Raw genomic sequence first — 23,540 nt, 5'->3', positions numbered from 1 at the left:
AAAGGGGCCACCGCTTATGTGCCATGAAATGGAAAAAATTTATAGCGAAGGAATGGAAAGTGGGGAATTAAAGGCCAAAAAAGAAACAGCTCTTTCTCTTGCAGAAATGGGTCTGCCTGTTGAAAAAATTGCAAAAGCTGTAAATCATAATGTGAATGAAGTCCAAAAATGGATTGATGAAAATCTATGTGCAATAAAATAAGGAACGCATTTATAAATGGGCAGGTCTGTTGGGCTTGCCCTGATTTATATAATATCGTGCTTAAGAGTAAATATCCAGTTATAATAGAGCAGTTATTCTGTATCAGAGTTGTAGAGACATCAGCCATAAATATATTGTATTAGATGAATCAACAAATATCTTGATACAGAAGAAAAGAAAACGGAAAAATCATATAGTTGCCAAGTCATAATAAGAACGAAATAGATATATTATGTGATAAGGTATTTGTGATGGAAAATGGAGTCCTGATAAAAAAAGGAGGGGCGAAGGATTCCCGGTTGTAATGGATACATACTGCCACGAAAGTAATTGATTTTCACTGACAATTATCCTAACACACAGGGGGAATTCTGGCTTTAGAGGCAAACTTGAGATTTGGTGTCGATGTAGAACAAAATAGGATTAATCAGTTTTCTAACAGCTGATTAATCCTATTTCATTTTTATTATTCTTTTTGTATGTGATTGTTTTTACGAAAACTGAGTTCTCGCATAAAAACACTTCCGTTTTCGTATTGATTGATTCAGCAGGTCGCACCGGTGTGGTACTGTTCTGCTGTGGGATAAGCATACGAAAATCGGAGGAAAAAGACATTGAGGGGAAATTGAGCTGGAATTGAGAAAAAAGATATATTGTGCTTACGTTCTTCATGTATTCTTGTTGTGATTTCATTGTTTTTTATCGTATAATATGGATACTGGAGGTGGTTTGGATGAAATACAAGATTTTAGTTGTCGATGATGATAAAGAATTGGTGAAAATGCTTTGTAGTTATTTTAATATGAAACAATATGAAACCATTACGGCTACAGACGGAATGGAAGCATTAAATAAAATAAAAATGAAACCGGATATTATTTTGTTGGATATCAATATGCCACGCATGGATGGGATTGAAGTATGTCGTCTGATACGCAGTAAAGTGTTATGTCCAATTTTATTTCTGACAGCAAGAGTTGACGAAGATGATAAAATTAATGGGTTGCTTTCGGGTGGGGATGATTATATTACGAAACCATTTAGTCTTCGGGAGTTGGAAGCGAGGATTGTTACAAACATAAAGAGAGAAGAAAGGCATCAACAAAAAACAGAATACCGCTTCATGGATGAAATGCTGATTGATTATTCTGAAAAAATAGTAGCTATAGCAGGACACAAGATGGAGTTCACAAAAATTGAATATCAGATTATTGAATTCTTATCCATGCATCCGGGGCAGGTGTTTGATAAAGAACGTATATATGAACAAGTCTGTGGATATGATGCGGAAGGGGACAGTAGAACGATAACGGAGTTAGTACGGCGTATAAGGAAAAAACTAGCGGATTGTTCAGAAAAAGAATATATAGAAACTGTATGGGGGATTGGATACCGATGGAAAAAATAAGAAACTTGTCACTGAAAAAAACAATTCTGTTTTATTTTGTGATCAGCTTGACGGCAGCATTTCTGTTATCTGCATTTACAGTTCATTTTGCAAGAAATATGCAGAATGAAATATGGGAAAAATATATTGATTATGCAGATTATACGGACGTGTTTCAGCAACATGGAAAGAAATACGATATTGAGATATCAAAACCTAATCAATCGCAGATGAATCGTTTGGACTATCATCTTTCGGAAATGTGTGACTTTATAGAAACATATTCGGTACTGATTTTTTCGATTGTTGGGAGTGTTGCTGCGGTTTTCTTTTTTTATAAAAACAAGTTAAAGACGCCTCTACAGGAATTAAAAGATGCCTCACAAATGATTGCAGATAATGAACTGGATTTTCATGTGTCCTATGAAAATAAAGATGAGATGGGAACGTTGTGTAAAGAATTTGAAATGATGCGGAGTGCTTTAGCAGATAACAACAGAAAGATGTGGCGAATGATTGATGACGAGAAGGTCTTGCGGAATGCAATTGCACATGACATACGTTCTCCACTTTCCATATTGCGAGGGTATCAGGAAATGCTCTTAGAGTTTATTTCTGCTGAGAGTATAAAAACAGAGGATATTATGGATATCTTGCAAACAGGCATGTATCAGATTGACCGAATAGAACATTTCACGGAAAACATGAGAAAAATGTCCCATTTAGAACAGAGGAAACTGCAATGTTCAGAGATAGTATTATCGGAGCTGGCAAAAAAGATTGAGACAGAAGCTGTCATGCTGTCCAAGAAGGAAAGTAAACTATGTAAGGTAGAAAGCGTACAGGAACAAAACGTTGTGAAAGTGGATGAGGAACTTGTCATGGAAGTGACAGACAACTTACTGGAAAATGCGGTTCGATATGCGCAAAAAAGTATTGCTCTGCAGATAAGGAAAAAAAATGGTTTTCTTATAATTTCTGTTGAAGATGATGGAATAGGTTTTGTGGATACTGAGGAAAAAGTAACAGAGCCGTTTTATCATAAGAATCCACAAGATGATTTAAAGCATTTCGGTCTTGGCATGTATATTTCTCGTATTTTCTGTGAAAAGCATGGAGGAAATTTGAAAATATATAATGCCAGACAGGGCGGTGCTCATGTAGAAGCTCTTTTCAAAGCTGAATAAAAATATGTTAGAAGGCTAAGATCATAAATAAAGTGGTTTTAGTCTTTTTTGTTGTGAATTTATTGAGAATTGATTTGTATGATGCTGTTAAAGAAATAAAGAAAGGAAGAGATACAATGAAAACAATCATAAAAAGAAGTATACTTGATTATTTAAAGAACCCTGTTTTGTGGATTGGCTTGATTATTATAGTCGCCAGTATATATCAATGTCTGTCATCGTATTTGCAAATTCATTATATCAAACCGAATGAACAGGTTACACAAAATGATGTAGCATTGGGAGATGCCGATGTCATGGATGGCTACATTCCCACATCTGATGATAAGGAAAGAAGAAGGGAGTGGGAAGATACGATCAGAGAGACTTTAATGGACACCTCCAAAAATGGTTTTGGATTTAGCAGGCAAGAAGCGGATGATGTCGTGAAAAAAATTCAGAATATGGATGTAAAGACTGCTTCTGAGTTCCTGGAATCCCAATATGGCTATTATAACGCAATATATGCTTATGAAGACCTTGAAATTCATAAGGGGACAACAGAAGAAATCAATCATTATATCGAACAGAAATTATCCGAACATTCTTTTTCCTGGTACTTTGCAAAAAAATTTACGGATTTTGCAGGATTGCATATGGCCTTTTTTGCAACAGTCTTGCTATCATTTTTATTTATTCAAGATACACGAAAAAATACCTATGAATTATTACATACAAAGCCTGTTACGGCAATCCAATATATATGTGGGAAAGTAATAAGCGGATTCATTAGTATGCTGGGAGTATTAGTGATTTTGAATGTTATATTCTTTATGCTGTGTTTGAAAACGTCTTTAGAATCGGGCTTTCCAGTAACATTAATTGATTTTTGCGTGAATTCTCTGATCTATATTGTTCCAAATCTTTTGATGATATGTTGTGTCTATACAATTACAGCAGTAACATTTAAAAATCCGCTTCCGGCAGCACCAATCTTGTTTTTATACATTATATATTCAAATATGCTGACCATGAAGAATGATATTTATTATATGAGACCGTTCTCTATTATGGTGCGATTCCCTGGCAGATTTTTTGAAACACATGCAGCCAAAATGTCAAACATAAATCAGATTATTCTTGTAATTTCATCAGTTATATTAGTATGTATTTCTGTTACAATCTGGAAAAGGAGGAGGGTTCATTGAAAACGGAACTAAAAAACTGCCTGCCATTATATAAGATTTTTTATTCATGCGCATTTATACTGATATTGTGTGCTATTCATCCGATTATATACTATGAAGAAATCGGTTCAGCGATTCAGTCTCCAATAGCATTTTTAACAATTATTTTTTGTAGTGACACATATTTGATGGAAGTAAAAAGTAAGCGTGCCGATGTATTTCATTTGTATGATCAAAAAAAGCAGTTAAAAGTAATATCACAGAGAGTGTGCGTTCAAATATTATATTTATTAATACTTTCCTGTGTTGGATATGTTTTATTTTTCTGGCAAAAACCGGGCAGTGTAAACGAAGGCGTTTCGGGCACTCTGATATTCCTTTTATTTTTCATTGCAATGTTCGGAACCATCTGGCTTTGGAGTATATGCTCTGTGATTTTGTGTACATTGCTTGGAAATATGTGGGCAGGTATAGGATGCTTATTTGGAATTGTCATTGGTCTTATATCGAAAGCGGGCAGTTCATTTTTCGGGAATCTGGGATTGTTTTCTTTCAGCTCTTGTGAACTTAATCAATTAATGTCCGAGAGTTGGATTTATGGAACGCTTGTGTCTTTTATAGTGGGTATGCTTTTATTTGCAGTATTACCAATGGCTTTAAAGAAAAGGGGATAGATTATGAGTATTAGAATAAATGATTTAACAGTTAGATTTAAAAATGGTGTAGTTGCAGTAAATAAGGCGTCTCTTGAAATACCTAATGGAATTTACGGACTTTTGGGAGAGAATGGTGCGGGAAAAACCACGCTGATGAGGGTTCTTACAACCGTTTTAAAACAAACGGAAGGAATGGTTTCGCTTGATGGAATTCTGTATAACGAGGGAAATTATGAAAAAATACAGAAAAAGATTGGTTATCTTCCACAGGAAATCGACTTATATCCGAATCTTACGGTGAAAGAATGCCTTGTATATATGGGAGGACTATCAGGAGTATCCACAAATGACCTCAAACAAAGAATTACCTATTATCTGGAAAAGACTTCTCTTACAGAGCATCAGAATAAAAAAATGCGGCAATTATCTGGTGGTATGAAGAGACGTGTCGGACTCATACAGGCACTTCTTAATAATCCGGATTTTTTGATTATTGATGAACCTACCACCGGGTTAGATCCGGAAGAAAGAATCAGGATCCGCAATCTTCTGGTTGATTTTTCAAAGGATAGAACTGTGCTGTTTTCCACTCATGTAGTAGAAGATTTAGCAGCAACCTGTACGCAGCTTGCCATTATGAAAAAAGGAAGTTTTTTATATTCCGGAAGCGTGAGTGGGTTGCTGGAAAATGCAAAGGGCTGTGTTTGGAATTGTACGGTACAAAATGCAGAAGAAGCCCGTTTGTTAGAAGCCAATTATTCTATTTCATCTAAGCAGTATGTAGAAAATGGAATTCATATGAAAGTATTAAGCAAAGAAAAGCCAAATGAGAATTGTGTCCCGGATAATGATATCACTTTGGAAGATGCATATATTTATTTGACGAATAATCGAGAATAAAAGATATTAGTGTAGGGAAACGGTAACGAAAGTAAAATTTGATGGAAGCTTCTATACAGAGACGGAAATGACAACAGATTTGTATGTGGATGATGATATATGCTCTAAGTGACTTCTTAATCATGATTTTGTCATGGTTAGTGAAGCAATCACTTAGAGCATTTTTGTTTCAGGAGGTACAGCTATGAGAAATGAGAAAATCACCCCACTGTACGAGCGCCTGAGCCGGGACGATGAGTTACAGGGCGAGAGCAACTCCATATCCAACCAAAAACAGATGTTGGAGGATTTTGCCAGCCGGAATGGGCTGCCAAACCCTACGCACTTTACCGATGACGGTATCTCAGGCACCCGTTTTGACCGCCCCGGATTTTTGGCGATGATGGAGGAAGTGGAGGCAGGGCGTATAGAGGCAATCGTCATCAAGGACATGAGCCGGTTAGGACGCGACTATAACATTATGAATGAATTTTACGCCCGTGATACCAGCCGGAAAATCTGCTCTGTGTTCAAGTCAAAAGGCATGAGTGGCAAGCATCTGACCGGCACTGTGATTTACGGCTACTTATGGGACGAAAAACGAGAGCATTGGCTGGTAGATGAGGAAGCTGCCGAAGTGGTACGCCGTATATTCTCCCTCACGCTGGAGGGATATGGACCTTATCAGATTGCTTGTAAACTATCCACAGACCGAATTGAAATTCCTGTCGTACACCTTGCCCGCTTCAATGAGGGTGTGAACCGTTCAAAGCCGGTCAAAGACCCGTATGGATGGGGATCATCTACCATCGTGAACATCTTGAAAAAACGAGAGTATTTAGGGCATACCATCAATTTCAAGACCCGCAAGCACTTTAAGGACAAGAAAAGCCACTATGTTTCTGAGGACGAATGGACGATCTTTGAGAATACCCATGAAGCCATTATCGACCAGCAGACCTTTGATTTGGTGCAGAAAATCCGCAGCAATGTACGGCGTTATCCAAACGGCTGGGGCGAAGCGGCTCCCCTCACAGGATTGCTCTATTGTGCCGATTGCGGCGGCAAGATGTATGTCCACCGCACCAACAATGGCAAGCGGGTTTCTCAATATACCTGTTCCAATTATACCAAAGTTCCGTGTGGGACACTATGCCCTACACAACACCGTATCAATGAGAGTGCTGTTCTGACATTGGTTTCTGATACGCTCCGGGCTATCGCTGAATATTCCAGAAATGACCGGACGGAGTTTATTCACACCGTTCAGGAAACGCAGGTTGCTCAACAGAGTGCCGATATATCGAAAAAGCGCAGGCGTCTGGCCGCTGCCCAAAAGAGAGCTGGAGAACTGGAAAAACTGATTTGCAAAATCTATGAGGACAACGCCCTCGGCAAACTGCCGGATGCACGATATAGGGCGCTTGATGCCACAGTATGCCAAAGAACAGGACACACTTGAGATTGAAATTGCGGAGCTGGAAAAGGCTGTTACCGGCTATGAGCAGAGCCAGAAATCAGCGGAGAAATTTATAGCCCTAATTGATAAGTACGAGAATTTTGACACGCTGACAAATACCATGCTCAACGAGTTTGTAGAGAAAATCCTTGTCCACGAACGCGCCCGAAAAGGCAGCCAGGACACCACGCAGGAAATTGAAATCTACTTCAATTTTTTAGGACGCTATATCCCACCATCCTTACAGCCGGTTCCTTTAACCCCGGAGGAACAGGAAGAACTGCGGAAAAAAGAAGAACGCAAGGACAGGCTTCATCAGAACTATTTGAAGCGGAAAGCCAGCGGCGCACAAAAACGGTATGAGGACAAAATCAAGACGAAGAAAAAAGCGGCAATGGACGCTAAGAAAGCCCTGATCCGGGCTGAGAATATGAAAAAAGGTGTTTTTTCTACTGTCGGTCAGCTGCCGAAAGAAGAACCGCGCAAAGGCAGCATAGCAGCCAGCGCAGCAGTCTAATCATCACGAAGCAAAGGAGAATGAAAATGAGTAAGTTGACTTACATTCGTTGTGGAGATTATGATATACCCAACCTAAAACTTTCTGAACAGCCGGAAACTTCTATCGGCAAGTACGGCAGGATGCGAAAATCCTACCTAAAGAAACATCGCCCCATTCTCTACAACCAACTGCTGATGAGCGAGAAGCTGTATCCACACCTGTTAGAGATTGAGCGGACAGCACAGGGGCGTGTGGAAACCATGTTGCCTCACATGATGGAAGTTGCGGGTGCCACAGAGGAACTGAAAGCCCGCAACCCCATGCGCTGGGCGGGGCTGATGAACACGCTGAAAGCGCAGGTGGAGGAAGTGTTGTTGCAGGAATTAGTTTATATCTGATTTTGGGCATAGATGAAGCCGGGATTTTGCAAGCCAGCAAGCAATCCCGGCTTTATCTTATATATTTTCCAGTTTTTTTGACCGCCGGTATTCCAATGGCGATAGGCCGAATTGTTTTTTGAAAACTGATGCAAATTTGCTTTGATTCATATAGCCGACCAACTCTGCTATTTCTGCAACGGACAATCTTGTAAGAGTCAGTAACTCTGCAGCTTTTTTCATTCGGACTTCCCGTAGATAGATGGAAATATTTTGACCAAAAACGCCACGAAAATAGTTTTTTAAGCTGGTTTCGCTGACAGAAAACTGAGCTGCCAATTCCCATGCAGGATGATGTTGCCGCAAATCGGAAGTGATAATTTTTTCAACACGTTTTGCTATATCTACCTGTGTTTCAGTAAAAAATGTGCAGGCTTGCGATGGGGGGATATTGTTAAGATTTTGTAGTAATGAAAATAGAGCCAGAACATAGATCTTCATTTGAGAAATCGAAAACGGAGGCGCAATATCAAAAAGTTCCCAGAGCTTAATCAATATTTCTTCAACTTCAGGAGTAACTGCTGAGATATAAGTGTTATCGTTTGGGCAAAAAAGTTCAATGATTTTAGGGATGTCTATGCCAAACTCTTTTTGTATCCATGTACTCTCTGTTGCCAGTGTATTAGTATCAACAAAAAGCTCCATTCCCTCATAGATACGGCGAGGATAGACATATTGCTTTTGGGCAAAACACTCCGTGAGAGAAATATCTCCATCTTTCACATATACAAAGTTTCCGTTATTCAAGATAATCTCGCAACGACCAGTCACGCAATAGTTTAGGAGCAAAGGCCCTTTTTTAATGAAACTATCTTCACCCAAATTTGGAGCTGCCCATGTCGGAGAATTTATAAAAATATACGCAATAGTAAGTCCGGGGAAAAGTTGAAAAAATGTCATAGACCCTTTTCCTTCCTTAGTTTTCATAAGTAGTTCTGCGTTGAACTCGCTACGTTTTATTGAAACGCCGGGAATTTCAATACATTTTCTAATAATATCATCAATCTTCATTTTTAACTCCTGTCGATTTGTCTGGCTTATTGCCCTTGATTTTAATCATATTATAGAATTGTAAGCGAAGTCAGTCAATAAAAAAACTCATTGCTGTTTGGAGCTAAAAAGATGATTGGTTGTAGAGAGCTACTGCTAACTATGGTATCTTATAGAGAGGTTAGAAAACGCTAACCAGCAAATGAATGGAGGTATTCGTTATGAGTAACAAGTTACAAGCAAAAGACCTGATTAACCTCGGCCTGTTCACCGTTCTCTACTTTGTGATTGGCTGCTGTGTCGCCATTCCCGTCGGCTTTGTACCTATCTTTTTGCCGATCCTCGGAGCATTGTGGTCTTTGATTACCGGCATCCCGTTCATGCTGTTCCTGACCAGAGTTAAAAAATTCGGCATGGTTACAATTATGGGAATTTTAAGCGGCCTGCTGATGGGGCTGACTGGCATGGGATTTTGGGGCGTACCGATGGGCGTGATTTTTGGGCTGCTGGGAGATCTGATCTTGAAATCCGGCGGTTATAAAAGCGCCAAGAAGAGCCTGATCGGGTATGCGGTGTTCAGCCTTTGGATGGTTGGTACATATATCCCCATGTATTTCATGGTTGAGGATTCCTGGGCCAGTTTTGCGGCCAGCTTTGGTGAGGAATACGCTGACAGGGTAATGGCTGTTATGCCTATGTGGAGCATTATTCTGGTAATCGCCGGAATCTTCATTTTTGCGATCCTGGGCGGACTTTTAGGTAAGGCGCTTCTGAAAAAGCATTTTGCTAAAGCGGGCATTGTGTGATGAACGGGCTATCATTTTCAGCAACAACCGAAAAAAGAAAAGGAATCCTGCTTGATCCCCGGACAAAGCTCATTCTGCTGCTGACGATTACAACACTGATGTTCAGTACCAGTAACGAAGGAATTATGAACATCGTCAAGCCGTGTCTAAGCCTTGTCCCCTTTGCTCTGATTTTGTCGGAACGCCGTTTCAAAACAGCAGGAAAATATCTGGTGCTATATGCGGTTTGCTTTATACTGGAACGGATTGCCCTTACGAGTTTGAGCGGATTACTCTCGTTCATCGTGCTGGCAGTGACATCTATCATGACGCGGTTTGCGCCCGGCATTATGACAGGTGCCTATCTGATCTCATCCACTTCGATCAGTGAGTTTATCGGCGCAATGGAGCGTATGCACATCACGGAAAAAATCGTGATTCCAATGTCTGTCATTTTTCGCTTTTTCCCAACCATCAGCGAAGAATATCAGGCCATCCGGGATGCAATGAAAATGCGGGGCATACGATTCGGCGGGAAAAATCCTTTCCTGATGTTGGAATATCGCCTTGTTCCTTTGATGGTGTCCGTTGTGAAGATTGGTGATGAACTTTCTGCTGCTGCGTTGACACGGGGGCTTGGAGCCCCCGTTAAACGTACAAACGTGTGCCAGATCGGTTTCCATGTTCAAGATTTGATTGCGATTCTGTTTTGCGTTATCTGTTTTGCCTTGTTTTTGTTTCAGCAGCAGATTTCTTTTTGACGGGAGGGGGTGAACCTATGATACGGATTGACCATGTGACCTTCTCTTATGGAGAAGAAAACGAGAACGCTGGTGGAGTCCATGATATAAATCTGACCGTAGAGGACGGTCAATGCGTCGTACTTTGCGGCGAAAGCGGCAGTGGAAAAACGACAATTACCAGGCTGATCAACGGTCTGATTCCCCATTACTATGAAGGAAAAATGAATGGAGAAGTGTGGGTAAATGGGGCAAAGGTTTCGGAACAGCCCCTTTATGATACCGCGAAAACGGTTGGCAGCGTGTTTCAAAACCCCCGCTCACAATTTTTCAATGTGGACACAACCAGCGAAATCACATTCGGGTGTGAAAATCTCGGCCAGCCGGAGCAAAGTATTCGGGAACGATTAGATAAGACCATCCGGGATTTCCGCCTGGAGAAATTGATGGGACGCAATATCTTTCATCTCTCCGGCGGGGAAAAGCAAAAAATTGCCTGTGCCGGGGTATCCATCATGGAGCCGGATGTGCTGGTTATGGATGAGCCGTCATCCAACCTGGATGCTTCCTCTATCCTGGATCTGAGAGCAATACTTGCGTTTTGGAAGTCGCAGGGGAAAACAATTATAGTGTCAGAGCATCGGCTCTACTATCTGCGCGGTCTTGCGGATCGTTTTATCTATATTACCGGCGGAAAGGTGGAAAAAGATTACTCCGCAGCGGAGTTTGAGAGCCTGACGGAGCAACAGAGAGCCAAGTTGGGGCTGCGTACCTTTATTCTTGAAGATTTGTTGCCGCCGAAAGCATTGCCCCAGGCCGGTCAGCAAATGGAACTTCGCAATTTCTGCTTTGCCTACAAAAACGAACCGGAAACGCTGCACATCCGGGAAAGTAAAATCCCCGCAAATCGTATTGTCGGGATCATCGGGAATAATGGAGCTGGAAAGTCCACCTTCTCCCGGTGTTTCTGCGGCCTTGAAAAGCGCTGCGGTGAGGTGATCTGGAACGGCAGAACTTATCGGCCTAAAGACAGACTAAATACCTGCTACATGGTGATGCAGGAAGTCAATCACCAGCTTTTCACGGAAACTGTGCTGGATGAAGTCCTGATCAGTATGGAGGAGGAAAATCAGGAGTGGGCTGAGGAAATCCTTGCCGAGTTAGATTTGACAGATTTCAAAGACAGACACCCTATGTCCCTCTCCGGCGGTCAGAAACAGCGGGTAGCGATTGCCTCAGCAATCGCGTCTAAACGCTCTATTTTATTTTTTGATGAACCGACCAGCGGCCTTGATTATAAGCACATGAAAGAGGTTGCAAATGTCCTGCGACAAGTCAGGAACACGGGTATTACCGTGTATGTCATTACTCATGACCTTGAGTTGATATTAGACTGTTGTACGGATATTGTCCATTTTGAAGATGGTTCTATCATCGACCAATTTCCAATGGATGCGGATGGACTTGAAAAAATTAGAAACTATTTCATAAAGGGGGTATCTGTAAAGTGAAAGAAGAAAAGAAGGAGTCACCCATAGGCGTCTTATGGGGATGGGGCAAACCTTATCATGGAAAATTCATCGGCAGTATTATTCTTGCGGTATTAGGCGTGGCCTGCCAGATGGTGCCCTATTTCTGCGTGGCGCATATTGTCACAATGATGTTGTCTGGGGAACAGAATTTTTCCCGCTATGTGACCGCTGGTATTATTGCACTGTGCGGCTACTTTGGGAAGGTGCTGTTTTCCTGTCTTTCTACAACGATTTCCCACACAGCAACCTATTACACGCTGCGCGATCTGCGGGAGAACATTACCGAGAAACTTGCCCGTGTGCCAATGGGAACGATTTTGGATACGCCCTCTGGACAGTATAAAACGACGATTGTTGACCGGGTGGAGGGAATGGAGCCGACCTTTGCACACCTGATCCCGGAAATGACCGCAAATGTGCTGGTTCCCATTGTGATTGTCGTGTACCTGCTTATTCTGGACTGGCGTATGGCGCTTTTGTCCCTTGTCACTCTCGTGGTGGGCCTTGCGGTTATGTCCGCCGGTATGAAAAACTATCCCGTCAAGTGGGAGGGCGCAGTCAAGGCGGGCAAGCAGATGGCAGACGCCATCGTGGAATATATCGGAGGCATTGAGGTGGTGAAAGCGTTCAGCCAATCCGCCGGTTCCTACAAAAAATATTCTGACTCGGTGAATTATAACGCCAACTACTATGTGGACTGGATGCGGGAAAACCAGAAAACCATGAGCGCCTACAACGCCATCCTGCCCTCAGTGCTGATTTGCGTGCTGCCCTGCGGCTTCGCGTTCTGGCTCTCCGGCAGTCTGGAGCTTTCCACCTTCCTGTCCATTGTGATTTTCTCGCTGGGGCTGATCGGGCCGATTATTGCGGCCTTTACCTTTACGGACGATTTGGCCGTACTGGGGACAAATGTGGAAGAAATCAGCCAGCTTCTGAACGCCGAAGAACTGAACCATAAAGAAACGCCGATCAAGCTGGAAGATACCGGCATTTCTCTTAGGTCTGTGTCGTTTTCCTATGACGGGACAACAGAGGTTTTGCATGATGTGAATCTCACCATCCACCCCGGAACCATGACCGCCCTTGTAGGTCCGTCCGGCTCCGGCAAGTCTACGGTGGCGAAGCTGATTGCCGGGTATTGGGATGTTACATCCGGTAGCATTACCCTCGGCGGCCATGAGCTGAAGGATATACCGCTGTCTGAAATTGCAGATCAGATTTCCTATGTGTCCCAGGACAATTACCTGTTTAACCGCAGTATCCGGGAGAATATTCGCATGGGAAGGCCCGATGCTACGGACGCAGAGGTGGAACAGGCCGCCAAACAAAGCGGCTGCGACGCCTTTATCCGCAAGCTGGACAATGGCTATGATACGGTTGTCGGCAGCGCCGGTTCCCACCTTTCTGGCGGGGAGCGCCAGCGGATCGCCATCGCCCGCGCCATGCTGAAAAATGCGCCGGTTGTCATTTTGGACGAGGCAACAGCCTACATCGACCCCGAAAATGAGGCGCTGGTACAGAAAGCCATTTCCGCTTTGACTGTCGGCAAGACCCTGATTGTGATCGCACACCGGCTGTCTACCATTGTTGGCGCGGACAACATTGTTGTGGTGAAGGATGGAACCATCCACGCACAGGGTACGCATGAGAAGCTGCTGGAAACCTGCCCTCTCTACCGGGATATGTGGCAGGCGCATATCGGTGCGAAAGACCAGATGTAAGGGGGTGTTGTCAGATGTATGGAACATTGAAAAAAATTTTTGCTTTTGCAGGCAGTAAAAAGGGACTTCTGAAAAAATCCCTGTTATTTTCATTCCTGTCCGGGCTGTTTTCAGCCATGCAGTTTGCCGCCCTCTTTGTGGTGATCGGCGCGCTGGTATCTGACGACCGGAACGGAAAGTTTATCTGGCTTTCGCTGGGGATTATGGCCGTTTCCCTTCTTGGGCGTATCATTACGACCTATTTCTCCACGATGGAGCAGACAGAAACCGGCTATTGCATGGTAGCGGAAAAGCGTATCCACATCGGAGATCGGCTGCGCTATATCCCGATGGGATACTTCAACAAGAATAGTATCGGGAACATTACCGCCATTGTCACAACGACTTTGGGCGATGTGGAGAACTCGGCAGCCCGTGTCCTGGTGTCGGTGCTGGGCGGATTTTTTAACTCGGTTGCCCTTGTCATCGTCCTGCTGATATTCGACTGGCGGATTGGGCTTGTAGCCGCTGCCGGTGTCCTGATTTACCTTGCGGCGGCGGAACTGGCGCTTCGCAAATCTGCCGCGCTCAGCGGGGTACGCCAGCACACACAGGAGTCCCTTGTGGAGTCCGTATTGGAGTACATTCAGGGTATGGGGATTGTCAAAGCATTTGGACTGGAACGGGACAGCACGCAGTCTATCGGCAGTGCAATTAAGGCGAGCTGCCGGGATAACCTGAAATTGACAAAGGCCAGCGTTCCCTATGACGCTATCAAACAGGCCGTTATTCGGGTGTTCAGCGCCCTGCTACTTTTGGCCTCAGTCTGGTTCTGGCTGGACGGCTCCTTGCCGCTGGCCTACGGCCTGATTTTGGTGATTGCTTCTTTCATGGTGTTCAACGATTTGGAGAACGCCGGGAATATGGCCTCTCTGCTGCAAATGCTGGCGGCCTCGATGGATACGGCAAACTCTATTGATGACACGCCGGCGATGGACGAAAAAGGCGCTGACATTACGCCGAAGTCCAGCGAGATCGTGTTTGACAAGGTGGATTTTTCCTACGCTGACCGCAAGATATTGGATCAGGTCAGCTTCACCATTCCCGAAAAAACAACTACGGCCATTGTCGGCCCTTCCGGGGCAGGTAAGACAACGATGTGCAACCTGATTGCCCGTTTTTGGGATGTGAACGCTGGGAAGATTACCATTGGCGGTACGGATATACGGGATTTCAAGCTGGACAGCCTGATGAAGAATATCTCGATGGTGTTCCAGAGCGTATACCTCTTTGCAGATACGATTGAGAACAATATCAAGTTTGGCTGCCCAGACGCCACCCATGAGCAGGTGGTTGAAGCGGCGAAAAAGGCTTGCTGTCATGACTTTATTTCTGCCCTACCGGATGGCTATGACACCGTGATTGGCGAGGGCGGCGGCACTTTGTCCGGAGGCGAGAAACAGCGGATTTCTATCGCCCGCGCCATGCTGAAGGACGCACCTATCATCATTTTGGACGAGGCAACAAGCAGCGTTGACCCAGAGAATGAGGATGAATTGCAGCGAGCTATCGAGGCATTGACCCATGACAAGACCATCATCATGATTGCCCACCGGCTGAAAACCGTCCGCAACGCCGATCAGATCCTTGTACTGGACAACGCTCATATCGTCCAGCGCGGCACTCATGCGGAGCTGATCCAGCAAAAGGGCCTGTATGCCGATTTTGTATCGGCCAGACAGGAGGCCATCGGCTGGAAGCTGGCTCAGTAAAGGAGGTTCAGATGAAACTTCATGCGTCCGGGGAGGACTACCTGGAAACCATCCTTGTTCTCCAAAAGAAACTCGGTATGGTGCGCTCCGTAGATGTAGCCCGGCATATGGAGGTGTCAAAACCCAGCGTGTGCCATGCAGTGGCTACCTTGCGGGACGGCGGCTTTCTCACTATGGACGAAGATCACTTTCTCCATCTGACCGATGTAGGCCGCGAGGTTGCCGAAAAAATCTTCGAGCGACACTGCTTCTTTACCGAGCAGCTTATCACCGCAGGCGTTGACCCCAGGACTGCGGAGACTGACGCCTGCCGGATTGAACACATCATCAGCGATGAGAGCTTTTCACGGCTGAAAGAGGCAGCCGAACAGGAACAAACCTAAACCAAATAAGACAAGCGATCCTGCCCCGCAAGACGGGGAAAGAAAAAAACCGTTACAGGGCAGGCAGCTTCGTGCGCCCATAATGGATTTTCAAGGACTGCGGCGGTTTTGAGTAACATCAAGGCCGCCGTTCCTTATACCCTCGACAAAGGAGTGACGACTACACGCTGACACGGCGGCTTTAGGAGGGGACAGCATAGGAAGCAGCCGCAGCGATTGGATTTTCCATTTATAGAACGGAAGAGATGGCAGAACTTATCTCCTATATGCGCCAGTACAATGAAAGTGCATTGGAAGGCGAAGACCTTCGCTTTTACGGTTTTGATATGCAGAGGATTTCTTACAGCATGAGGTTTTTGGAAGAAGTCTGCAAAGAACTGGAATGACCCTGAGCGGTAATCATGTATAAAGACGGTGGCTCATACGAGTCGCCGTCTCTATACATGGGCCATGTCGTCGAGCGTTGTGCAGATCGTTCCACAGGAAGATTATTGCAGATATCATATGTCGTTCATGTTGTGTTAATTCCTGCTTTTTTTTGTAATCAATCCATCCGTGCAATATGAAACAAAAAGGGTATCAGAACGCAGCATTTGAATGCTTCGCTCTGATGCCCTTTTACGATATAGTTTCTTTTACCGCGGCAACAGCGATTACCGGTTACCGGAATTCCAGCGTCTCTTTCTGAAACACTGCACTCCTTTTGATTAGCGTTTTTTTCTCAGCACCTCTTGCAAACCAGAAAGAAGCACGGTATAATATGACCAAAAGAACCAAAGTGGTCATGTTTAGGGGGGACGTGGGATTGGCTTTTACCGATTACGAGACTGAGCAGCTCCGCAAGGCGTTGCTGAAGGAAACGAGGCGCTGCGCCGTCACGCTGGGGATGAAAAAAACCTCCGTGGATCAGCTGACGAAGGCGGTCGGCATTGCGAAGGGCTCGTTCTATAAATTCTACGAATCCAAGGAAATGCTTTTCTTCGCGGTTTTGGAGAACATTCACTCCGAGCTTTACGGAGTGGCTGACCGCGCGCTGCGTGAATCTGACGGCTTGCCGCCGTCGGAACGTGCGGCAAAGGCTGTTCTTGCCGTTTGTCAGCGGCTGTCCGATACCGGTGATATGATTTTCATCGAAAACGATGCGAAGCTGCTTTTGGAAAGGCTGCCGGAGGATGTGAAAAGCATCCATTACCACGACGGCGAGACGCACATCCGTCAGCTGTTGGAGAAGCACGACCTTGTGCCAAAACACGGTGCACCCTTGGCTGCCGCCACAGTGCGCGGACTGATTCTGACCGTCTCACACAAGGAGCAAATAGGAGGACTGTACCCGCAGGTGCTGGAAACGTTAGTGTACGGCGCTTGCAGGGAGTTATTTAAATAAGCGGAAGGCCGCAGAGATGCGGCTTTTCCAAGACACGATAGTTAGCTACACCTAACCGAAAGACGTGTACACATAGGTTAGGTGCATCTAACGACTGGAGGGATGACAGCGATGCGAAAACACAAGAACTTCTGGGACAAAAATGCCGATCGTTACGACCGCTTTATGCGAAAGGATCGGGCGGCGTATGAAAAGATGTATGCGCTGATCCAGCCGGTTGTAAAAGCCAAGACGGTGCTGGAGCTTGCTACCGGCACGGGATTGATCGCAAAACACATCGTGAACGCGGCGGCACACATCGAGGCGACGGACGCCTCCCCGGAGATGATTGCCGAGGCGAAGCGGGATAATCAATCTGCAAAGCTGCACTTTTCCGTGCAGGATATGTTCTGCCTGCCCTATGCGGACAAGTCCTTTGATGTGGTGATCGTGTCCAACGCACTGCACATCGTGTCGCAGCCGGAGAAAGCCCTTGCCGAGATTCATCGGGTGCTGAAAGAGGACGGCGTGCTCATCGCGCCCACCTTCACTCATGCGGGAAACTCTTTTTCCGGCAGGGTGAGAGCGTTTTTTATGAAGCTGGCGGGCTTTCCGCTCCACAGCAAGTGGACGAGCGAGGAATACCTGCACTTCCTGCGGCAAAACGGCTGGACGGTGCGGAAAAGCGTCGTGCTGAAAGCATCCTTTCCATTAACTTATACCGAATGTGTGAAATCGGAGGTGTGATATGTCATTTTTTGAAAACACCCGCAACCCCGTGGGGCTTGGCGGAAAGCTCATGGTCGTCATGATGAATCTCGGTCACAGCCCCGTGGCACGGTGGGGGCTTCAATTTCTGAATGCCGCGCCGGACGCCAAGGTGCTGGACTGCGGCTGCGGCGGAGGGGCGAACATCAAGAGACTTCTGAAAAAATGCCCGGAGGGTATTGTCAAGGGCATTGACTATTCCCCCGTCAGTGTGGAGAAATCCAAAAAGGTCAACGAGGCCGCCATAGCGGAGGGTCGCTGCACCGTCCTACAAGGCAGCGTGGCGGATATGATCTTTGCAGGCGACTGGTTCGATGCGGTAACGGCCTTTGAAACCGTCTATTTCTGGCCCGATCTGCCGCAGTGCTTCCGGGAGGTTTACCGGGTGCTGAAGCCCGGCGGGACATTACTCATCTGCAACGAAAGCAACGGCGATACAGACAAGGACAAGAAGTGGACGGAGATCATCGGCGGCATGACCATCTACAAAGATATTGAATTAAAGGCGTATCTGGAGCAGGCAGGCTTTCACGATGTGCAGATACACAAAAAGAAAAGTTGGCTCTGCATCACGGCGCGGAAATGAGGGGGCTAAATCATGAGTATCTTTGCATCTATCTTACGCAGCGTATACAAGCTCTCCGGCGCGAAAAAGGCGTTCGCCTTGCCGGAGGATGCACTGCGAAAGGAAATTGAAAAGCAGAACCGGCATCGTGGCGTTTTTACGCCCACCGACCGCAAGGCATATTATGAAACGATCGCGGTAAACGGCTTTCCCTGCCTGATCGTGCGAGAGCATCCGAAGCCGTCCGAGCGCGCGATTCTCTATTTCTTTGGCGGTGGCATGGTGATCGGCCCCGATAAGGGCGACCTGCCTGTGATGCGCAAGCTCTGCCGCGAGACCGGCTGTGATGTGTGGTTTCCGTTTTACCCGCTCTGCATGGAACATTGTATTACCGAGACCTATGCGATGGTGTACGAATGTTACCGCAGAATGGTCGGCTTGTATGGCGGCGGAAATGTCAGCACCTGTGGTTTTTCCTCTGGCGGTGCGCTGGCCCTGGGGATCGCGGCGCACAACAACGCGCAGCCTGAGCCGCTGCCGCAGCCACGGCATATCGTCGCCGTATCTCCCGGCGAAGTGCCGTGGAACGATGGCGAAAAATCGCGGATGAAGGCATTGAACGAAAGAGATGTTTCCATCGACTATGCCTTTATGGTGACGGTGGAAAAATTCATGCGGCATGGTTGCGAGAATGTGCCGGACTATATGCTCTCCGGCTCCCGGGGAGATTTTACCGGCGTAGGCGATATCCACTTCTTCTATTCTGCCGACGAGGTGCTCTACGGCGCATTGCCGGACTTTGAGGAAGCCTGCAAACGGGCAAATGTCCTCTATACGGTGTCCGCCCGCCCGAAGATGGTGCATTGCTACTGTATGCTGCCGATCTTCAAAGAGGCAAAGGAGGACTTTGCTAAAATCGTGGACATTTTGAAAAAATGAGATTGGAAACGGTCGTGTGATGATTGAAACACGGAGGAAGAACCATGGAACGAAAAGAAGCCATTCGCGGTGCGTACCGAATGACGGGTGGAAACAGTTTTTATGATGGCATGATCACCTGCTCTACTCTGAGCGGGAAAGCGGTGTGCCGCTTGGTGTGGGCAATGAACAAGGTGGAAAACGACGCCTATCTGGAAAAGGCAATGTCCGGTATTCCGGAGCATTTCTCCGGCAAACTGCTGGAAGTGCCGGTGGGAACAGGGATTTTGACCATGCCGATTTATCAGACTATGCCGGAGGCGGACATTACCTGTCTCGATTATTCGCCCGATATGATGAGGCAGGCACGGGAAAAGGCTGACCGCCTGCACCTGAAAAATGTAACCTTCCGGCAGGGAGATGTGGGAGCACTCTCCTATGCAGACGACACCTTCGACATCGTTTTGTCGTTGAACGGCTTTCACGCTTTTCCGGACAAGGAGGCCGCTTATCGGGAGGTTTTTCGGGTCTTGAGACCCGGCGGGACATTCTGCGGCTGCTTTTATGTGAAGGGCGAGCATAAGCGGACGGATTGGTTTGTCCGGCATGTTTATAAAAAGATAGGGTTTTTCACGCCGCCCTATGAGACGGTTTCCAGTCTGAAAGCACGGCTGGATGGAATGTATACGGATGTGGACATGGGAAACCTGAAAAGCATGGCATGGTTTGTCTGCCGAAAAGCGGGTTAAATCTGAGATGGTCTCATGCACGCAAGAAAGAACAAGGAGGGAGGCAATTAGATGAAGGACAACGAGCTTCTGTTCGACCGCAAAAGCCATGTGCTGTATTCAAAGCCTTGCAAGAAAGAAATCCTGGCGAAAATCGCCCTGCACTATCCGGAAGCAGAGCGGGAGACAGTATGGGAAAAGGTGCAGCGGCAGTACGCGGTCTTTCTCTCCGACTGGCGCACCGACTTGGGCGGCAAAAAGAACTTCCACAACGGCGTAGGCGGCACCTACGACTGCATCGCCATCCTGAGCTATTATGTGGTCTGCAAAGCCGCTACTTCATTCCGTGAAATTGAAGAGATGGAGGAAAATCTGATCCTGCCGACCTTCCGCAAGCTGAAATTCGTGGACTGCAACAAGCCGTTCTGGAGGAAGCTGATGTACAAGGCGTTTGTTCGTGCGAAAAGCGGCTGCGACAAATGGCACGATTACGAGATGTCGGTTGCGCCTTATGAGACCGACAAGCCTATTTATTATGAATTTACGGCGTGTCCGGCGGCGGAGTTTGCCATCCGGCACGGCCTTATGGATATTATGCCCGCCCTGTGCAATGTGGACTATGCGTCCATGGAACTGCTCCATGCCAAGCTGGTGCGGACGACCACCTGCGTGGACGGCTGCCGATGCGACTACACCATCTGCGGCGATAAAAACCCGTACTTGAAGGGACATCCCGAATACCGGGATGAGGCGGGCTTCAGGAGGAATCGGTAATGCTTTTACAGGTGATTTTGGAAGGCATCGGGCTGGGCGTTCTGCTCATTTTGGTTTGCGCCATCGGTATCCGCAAGGGCGCGGTGGGCATGGTGCATCTTTACAGCCAGGAGGTGCAGGAGCGGTGCGTAACGCTGGGACTTACAACACACGCGAAAATCAAGCGAAATGCTTTGATTTTCAAAGCTGTCTGCGTCCCCGGCTACATCGCCTATGTGCTGGTCTGCGTCTATGCGCTCAACGGCGCAAAGGGCTTCGTTCAGGGCTTTTGGCAGCTGCTGGTCATACTGTCCGTTATGAATCTCATAGACCGATTTTGGGTTGACGGCTATTGGGTAGGACATACGAACGCATGGGAAATTCCAGGAACGGAAGACCTGAAACCCTACATTACAGCCAAGGATAAGGGCAAAAAGTGGCTGTTCGGCACAATTGGTATGGCAGTCATTTCGGCAGCACTGGCGGCGATTATGATGCTTTTTATGAAAATATGAGGTGATAGAAATGCTGTTTCAAACATATGGCGACAGGAGGAATCCTGCCGTGCTGTTCTTTCACGCTATGGGCGTGACGGGAGAAAGCAGCGAACCGGTTGCGAACTACTTACAGGATAGGTATTTCTGTATTCTGCCTACCTCCACCGTTTACTGCAAAGGGCAGAAATATGTCAGCAAGCTGGACGAAATACGGCAGGTGGAGGGCTTTCTGCATCGACAGGGCGTGGAGCGGCTGGCGATGGTGGTCGCTTCTTCCATCGGTGCAGACCTTGCCATGGCATTTTTGACAAACACGAAGCTGCCCGTTGGGCACGTTTTCTTTGATGGCGGGCAATTTGCGCAAATCGGAAAAGGTATGCGCCGCATTATGATACCGTTTCTGTATTTCGCTATCAAGAGCCTGTACTGGTCGAAGGGCGGCACACTGAAAAAGATTCTGTGGTGTGACGACGATTCCATAAAGCCGTATTTTATCGCCGCAGGGGAAAATCTGACCTATACAAATTTGCGGCGGCAGATTTCGGACAGCCTGGAGGATAAACCCTTTCCGTCCCTTCCCGAAGAACTGCAAAGGCATATCTATTTCGAGTTTGGCAGCATAGAAGATCATTTCAAATACCGTCAGGCAGTGATGGAAGCCTATCCCTGCGGCCATTATCCCGTGTTTGAGGGATACGAGCATATGCAATATCAGATACGCGATTCAAAGGAGTTCGCCGAAATGCTGGCACACATCGCCGAGCGTGACTGTATGCCGGAACTGCCATTTATCAGAAAGTGAGTGATACCCATGAAATATAAAATCGAGAAAAACACCGTACAGGAGACGCTGATCATTCCGCTGTATGCGCGGAAGGTCTGCTCAGAACTATACCCGAATCTTTACCGGGACGAAACAACGGTTCGCCTGATTGACGAGATCAACTACGATTTTTCTGAGGCAGAGAAAAAATCCCGCAGCCTGATGCAGCGTTTCGGCTCGCTGGAGGTGGCTATGCGGCAGAATGACCTTGCCTTCGAGGTGCGGGATTATCTGAAATCTCACCCCAATGCGGCGGTGGTCAATCTGGGCTGCGGGCTGGACTGTACCGGCAGAACTTGCGACAACGGCAGCTGCAAAATCTACAATTTGGATTTTCCCGATGTCATCACCGTGCGCAACGAGCTTTTACCCGCCGGGGAGAGGGAGAAAAATATCCCCTGCGACCTGAACGACACGGCATGGTTTTCTGAAATCGACGCTTCGGGCGGCGCGGTATTCTTTGCCTCCGGCGTGTTCTATTACTTCCTGACCGAGCAGGTTAAGACATTGGTGCGGGCCATGGCGGATGCCTTCCCCGGCGGCGTGCTGGTATTTGACGCAGCCAACCGGACAGCGGTGAAGATGATCGCAAAAACATGGCTCAAAAGCGCGCAAATCAAGGATGTTGGCGCGTATTTCGCGGTTTCCGACGCTCCCCAAGAGATCGGTGCATGGGATAGCCGTTTGCGGGTCTCGAGCCGCGGCTATATGCTGGGCTACACCGATTTGAAAGACCCATCCGTCAGCGGATTTTTCCGTTTTCTCGCCAGGGTCGGTGACGGAATGATGAAGATGCAGATTGTAAAGATCAGATTTGGAGGCAAGCAATGAAAATTCTGGTATATGGTGCAGGTGTTTTAGGGTGCAATCTGGCAAGGAATCTGTTTCACGCCGGAAAGGATGTGACCCTGCTTGCCCGGGGAAACTGGGCAGAGGAAATCAGGAAGAACGGACTGCGGATCAAGGATCAATAATTCTCCCTCCGCACATCGGTCAGCAATATTCCTGTGGTGACGGAACTGGCACCGAATGTCCGGTACGATGTGATATTTGTCGTTCTGCGATATACGCAGCTGGATTCTGCTCTGGAAACCTTGCGGGCGAATCAGACGAAAAATATTGTTTTTGTGGGTAACAATGTGCAGGCAAGAGCGCTGGCGGCGGCACTGCCGGAGAAAAATGTCTTGTTTGCCTTTGCGCTCTCTGCCGGGCATGAAACATAAGGTAAAGATTACAATACTTAGTGCTTTAGGAGTTTTGCTTGTAGGATCATCGGTGGCTTATGCATACTCACAAAAAGGCACTCTGATCTCACAGAAAACGGAGGAGCTGCCTGACGGAAATATTTATG

The 23,540-nt window shown here is 46.6% G+C and carries 26 protein-coding genes and 1 pseudogene; 26 read left to right on the top strand and 1 reads right to left on the bottom strand.

Features of this window, described 5'->3' with window-relative positions; genetic code table 11:
* Positions 1-16 precede the first annotated feature (16 nt).
* From R8695_RS08385 to R8695_RS08350, 8 genes and pseudogenes are all read left to right on the top strand, one after another.
* On the top strand, positions 17-202 hold the full coding sequence (locus R8695_RS08385) for a hypothetical protein (protein ID WP_195566220.1): 186 nt from the start codon (positions 17-19) through the stop codon (positions 200-202).
* A 733-nt stretch (positions 203-935) separates the two neighbouring features.
* The gene (locus R8695_RS08380) at positions 936-1,610 is read left to right on the top strand and encodes a response regulator transcription factor (protein WP_114001644.1); all 675 of its coding nucleotides are present in this window, start codon (positions 936-938) and stop codon (positions 1,608-1,610) included.
* Positions 1,598-2,776 (top strand): sensor histidine kinase, encoded by a 1,179-nt coding sequence (locus R8695_RS08375; RefSeq protein WP_154780644.1) that lies wholly within the window; start codon positions 1,598-1,600, stop codon positions 2,774-2,776. The genes R8695_RS08380 and R8695_RS08375 overlap by 13 nt, the downstream gene beginning before the upstream one ends.
* 116 nt (positions 2,777-2,892) lie before the next feature.
* Positions 2,893-3,963, top strand: coding sequence for an ABC transporter permease subunit (locus R8695_RS08370; RefSeq protein ID WP_154780643.1), 1,071 nt, complete (start codon positions 2,893-2,895; stop codon positions 3,961-3,963).
* Positions 3,960-4,616: a transporter gene (locus R8695_RS08365; RefSeq protein WP_226845194.1), complete on the top strand. Its 657-nt coding sequence runs from the start codon at positions 3,960-3,962 to the stop codon at positions 4,614-4,616. Before R8695_RS08370 ends, R8695_RS08365 begins: the two co-directional genes overlap by 4 nt.
* Positions 4,617-4,619: 3 nt before the next feature.
* Positions 4,620-5,498, top strand: coding sequence for an ATP-binding cassette domain-containing protein (locus R8695_RS08360; protein WP_114001641.1), 879 nt, complete (start codon positions 4,620-4,622; stop codon positions 5,496-5,498).
* 184 nt (positions 5,499-5,682) lie between these two features.
* Positions 5,683-7,453, top strand: a pseudogene (locus R8695_RS08355) (DUF4368 domain-containing protein).
* A gap of 26 nt (positions 7,454-7,479) precedes the next feature.
* Complete coding sequence (locus R8695_RS08350) at positions 7,480-7,833, top strand: TnpV protein (RefSeq protein WP_148446868.1); 354 nt, start codon at positions 7,480-7,482, stop codon at positions 7,831-7,833.
* 57 nt (positions 7,834-7,890) lie between these two features.
* Here the strand turns inward: R8695_RS08350 and R8695_RS08345 are convergent, their stop codons facing one another.
* Entirely contained in the window at positions 7,891-8,883 is a 993-nt protein-coding gene (locus tag R8695_RS08345) for an AraC family transcriptional regulator (protein ID WP_148446870.1), read from the bottom strand.
* Positions 8,884-9,083: 200 nt separating this feature from the next.
* Here R8695_RS08345 and R8695_RS08340 point away from each other — a divergent pair, with 200 nt between their 5' ends.
* The 18 genes from R8695_RS08340 to R8695_RS08255 all read left to right on the top strand — a co-directional run bounded on the left by R8695_RS08340 (position 9,084) and on the right by R8695_RS08255 (position 23,412).
* Positions 9,084-9,668, top strand: coding sequence for an MptD family putative ECF transporter S component (locus R8695_RS08340; RefSeq protein ID WP_015524597.1), 585 nt, complete (start codon positions 9,084-9,086; stop codon positions 9,666-9,668).
* Positions 9,668-10,408, top strand: a complete 741-nt coding sequence (locus R8695_RS08335; protein ID WP_015524598.1) for an energy-coupling factor transporter transmembrane component T — start codon at positions 9,668-9,670, stop codon at positions 10,406-10,408. Before R8695_RS08340 ends, R8695_RS08335 begins: the two co-directional genes overlap by 1 nt.
* Before the next feature lie 17 nt (positions 10,409-10,425).
* A complete protein-coding gene (locus tag R8695_RS08330; protein ID WP_148446873.1) occupies positions 10,426-11,898 on the top strand; it encodes an ABC transporter ATP-binding protein in 1,473 nt (490 codons plus the stop codon).
* Positions 11,895-13,640 (top strand): ABC transporter ATP-binding protein, encoded by a 1,746-nt coding sequence (locus R8695_RS08325; RefSeq protein ID WP_167829774.1) that lies wholly within the window; start codon positions 11,895-11,897, stop codon positions 13,638-13,640. The genes R8695_RS08330 and R8695_RS08325 overlap by 4 nt, the downstream gene beginning before the upstream one ends.
* Positions 13,641-13,654: 14 nt before the next feature.
* Entirely contained in the window at positions 13,655-15,391 is a 1,737-nt protein-coding gene (locus R8695_RS08320) for an ABC transporter ATP-binding protein (RefSeq protein ID WP_154780642.1), read from the top strand.
* A gap of 11 nt (positions 15,392-15,402) precedes the next feature.
* Entirely contained in the window at positions 15,403-15,774 is a 372-nt protein-coding gene (locus tag R8695_RS08315; RefSeq protein ID WP_148446880.1) for a metal-dependent transcriptional regulator, read from the top strand.
* Positions 15,775-15,989: 215 nt separating this feature from the next.
* On the top strand, positions 15,990-16,160 hold the full coding sequence (locus tag R8695_RS08310) for an erythromycin esterase family protein (protein ID WP_330384949.1): 171 nt from the start codon (positions 15,990-15,992) through the stop codon (positions 16,158-16,160).
* A 419-nt stretch (positions 16,161-16,579) separates the two neighbouring features.
* The gene (locus R8695_RS08305) at positions 16,580-17,158 is read left to right on the top strand and encodes a TetR/AcrR family transcriptional regulator (RefSeq protein WP_148446882.1); all 579 of its coding nucleotides are present in this window, start codon (positions 16,580-16,582) and stop codon (positions 17,156-17,158) included.
* Positions 17,159-17,269: 111 nt separating this feature from the next.
* Positions 17,270-17,884: a class I SAM-dependent methyltransferase gene (locus R8695_RS08300; protein WP_154780641.1), complete on the top strand. Its 615-nt coding sequence runs from the start codon at positions 17,270-17,272 to the stop codon at positions 17,882-17,884.
* A 1-nt stretch (position 17,885) separates the two neighbouring features.
* On the top strand, positions 17,886-18,491 hold the full coding sequence (locus R8695_RS08295) for a class I SAM-dependent methyltransferase (protein WP_118046645.1): 606 nt from the start codon (positions 17,886-17,888) through the stop codon (positions 18,489-18,491).
* Between the two features lie 12 nt (positions 18,492-18,503).
* The gene (locus R8695_RS08290; protein WP_148446886.1) at positions 18,504-19,409 is read left to right on the top strand and encodes an alpha/beta hydrolase; all 906 of its coding nucleotides are present in this window, start codon (positions 18,504-18,506) and stop codon (positions 19,407-19,409) included.
* Positions 19,410-19,453: 44 nt separating this feature from the next.
* Complete coding sequence (locus R8695_RS08285; RefSeq protein WP_154780640.1) at positions 19,454-20,137, top strand: class I SAM-dependent methyltransferase; 684 nt, start codon at positions 19,454-19,456, stop codon at positions 20,135-20,137.
* A 51-nt stretch (positions 20,138-20,188) separates the two neighbouring features.
* Positions 20,189-20,890 carry an L-2-amino-thiazoline-4-carboxylic acid hydrolase gene (locus R8695_RS08280; protein ID WP_118046639.1) on the top strand — a complete coding sequence of 234 codons (702 nt, stop codon included), beginning with the start codon at positions 20,189-20,191 and terminating at the stop codon, positions 20,888-20,890.
* Positions 20,890-21,384, top strand: coding sequence for a hypothetical protein (locus R8695_RS08275; protein WP_114000343.1), 495 nt, complete (start codon positions 20,890-20,892; stop codon positions 21,382-21,384). The genes R8695_RS08280 and R8695_RS08275 overlap by 1 nt, the downstream gene beginning before the upstream one ends.
* 10 nt (positions 21,385-21,394) lie before the next feature.
* Entirely contained in the window at positions 21,395-22,168 is a 774-nt protein-coding gene (locus R8695_RS08270; RefSeq protein ID WP_154780639.1) for an alpha/beta fold hydrolase, read from the top strand.
* Between the two features lie 9 nt (positions 22,169-22,177).
* The gene (locus tag R8695_RS08265) at positions 22,178-23,020 is read left to right on the top strand and encodes a class I SAM-dependent methyltransferase (protein ID WP_154780638.1); all 843 of its coding nucleotides are present in this window, start codon (positions 22,178-22,180) and stop codon (positions 23,018-23,020) included.
* Positions 23,017-23,163 carry a ketopantoate reductase family protein gene (locus R8695_RS08260; protein WP_226845139.1) on the top strand — a complete coding sequence of 49 codons (147 nt, stop codon included), beginning with the start codon at positions 23,017-23,019 and terminating at the stop codon, positions 23,161-23,163. The genes R8695_RS08265 and R8695_RS08260 overlap by 4 nt, the downstream gene beginning before the upstream one ends.
* 36 nt (positions 23,164-23,199) lie before the next feature.
* Entirely contained in the window at positions 23,200-23,412 is a 213-nt protein-coding gene (locus tag R8695_RS08255; RefSeq protein WP_243139553.1) for a Rossmann-fold NAD(P)-binding domain-containing protein, read from the top strand.
* Positions 23,413-23,540 lie beyond the last annotated feature (128 nt).

The organism is Blautia luti (assembly GCF_033096465.1).
GTDB lineage: Bacteria > Bacillota > Clostridia > Lachnospirales > Lachnospiraceae > Blautia_A > Blautia_A luti.
Note: the sequence above shows the minus strand (reverse complement) of the source record. Positions and strands in the feature narration are given on the sequence as shown.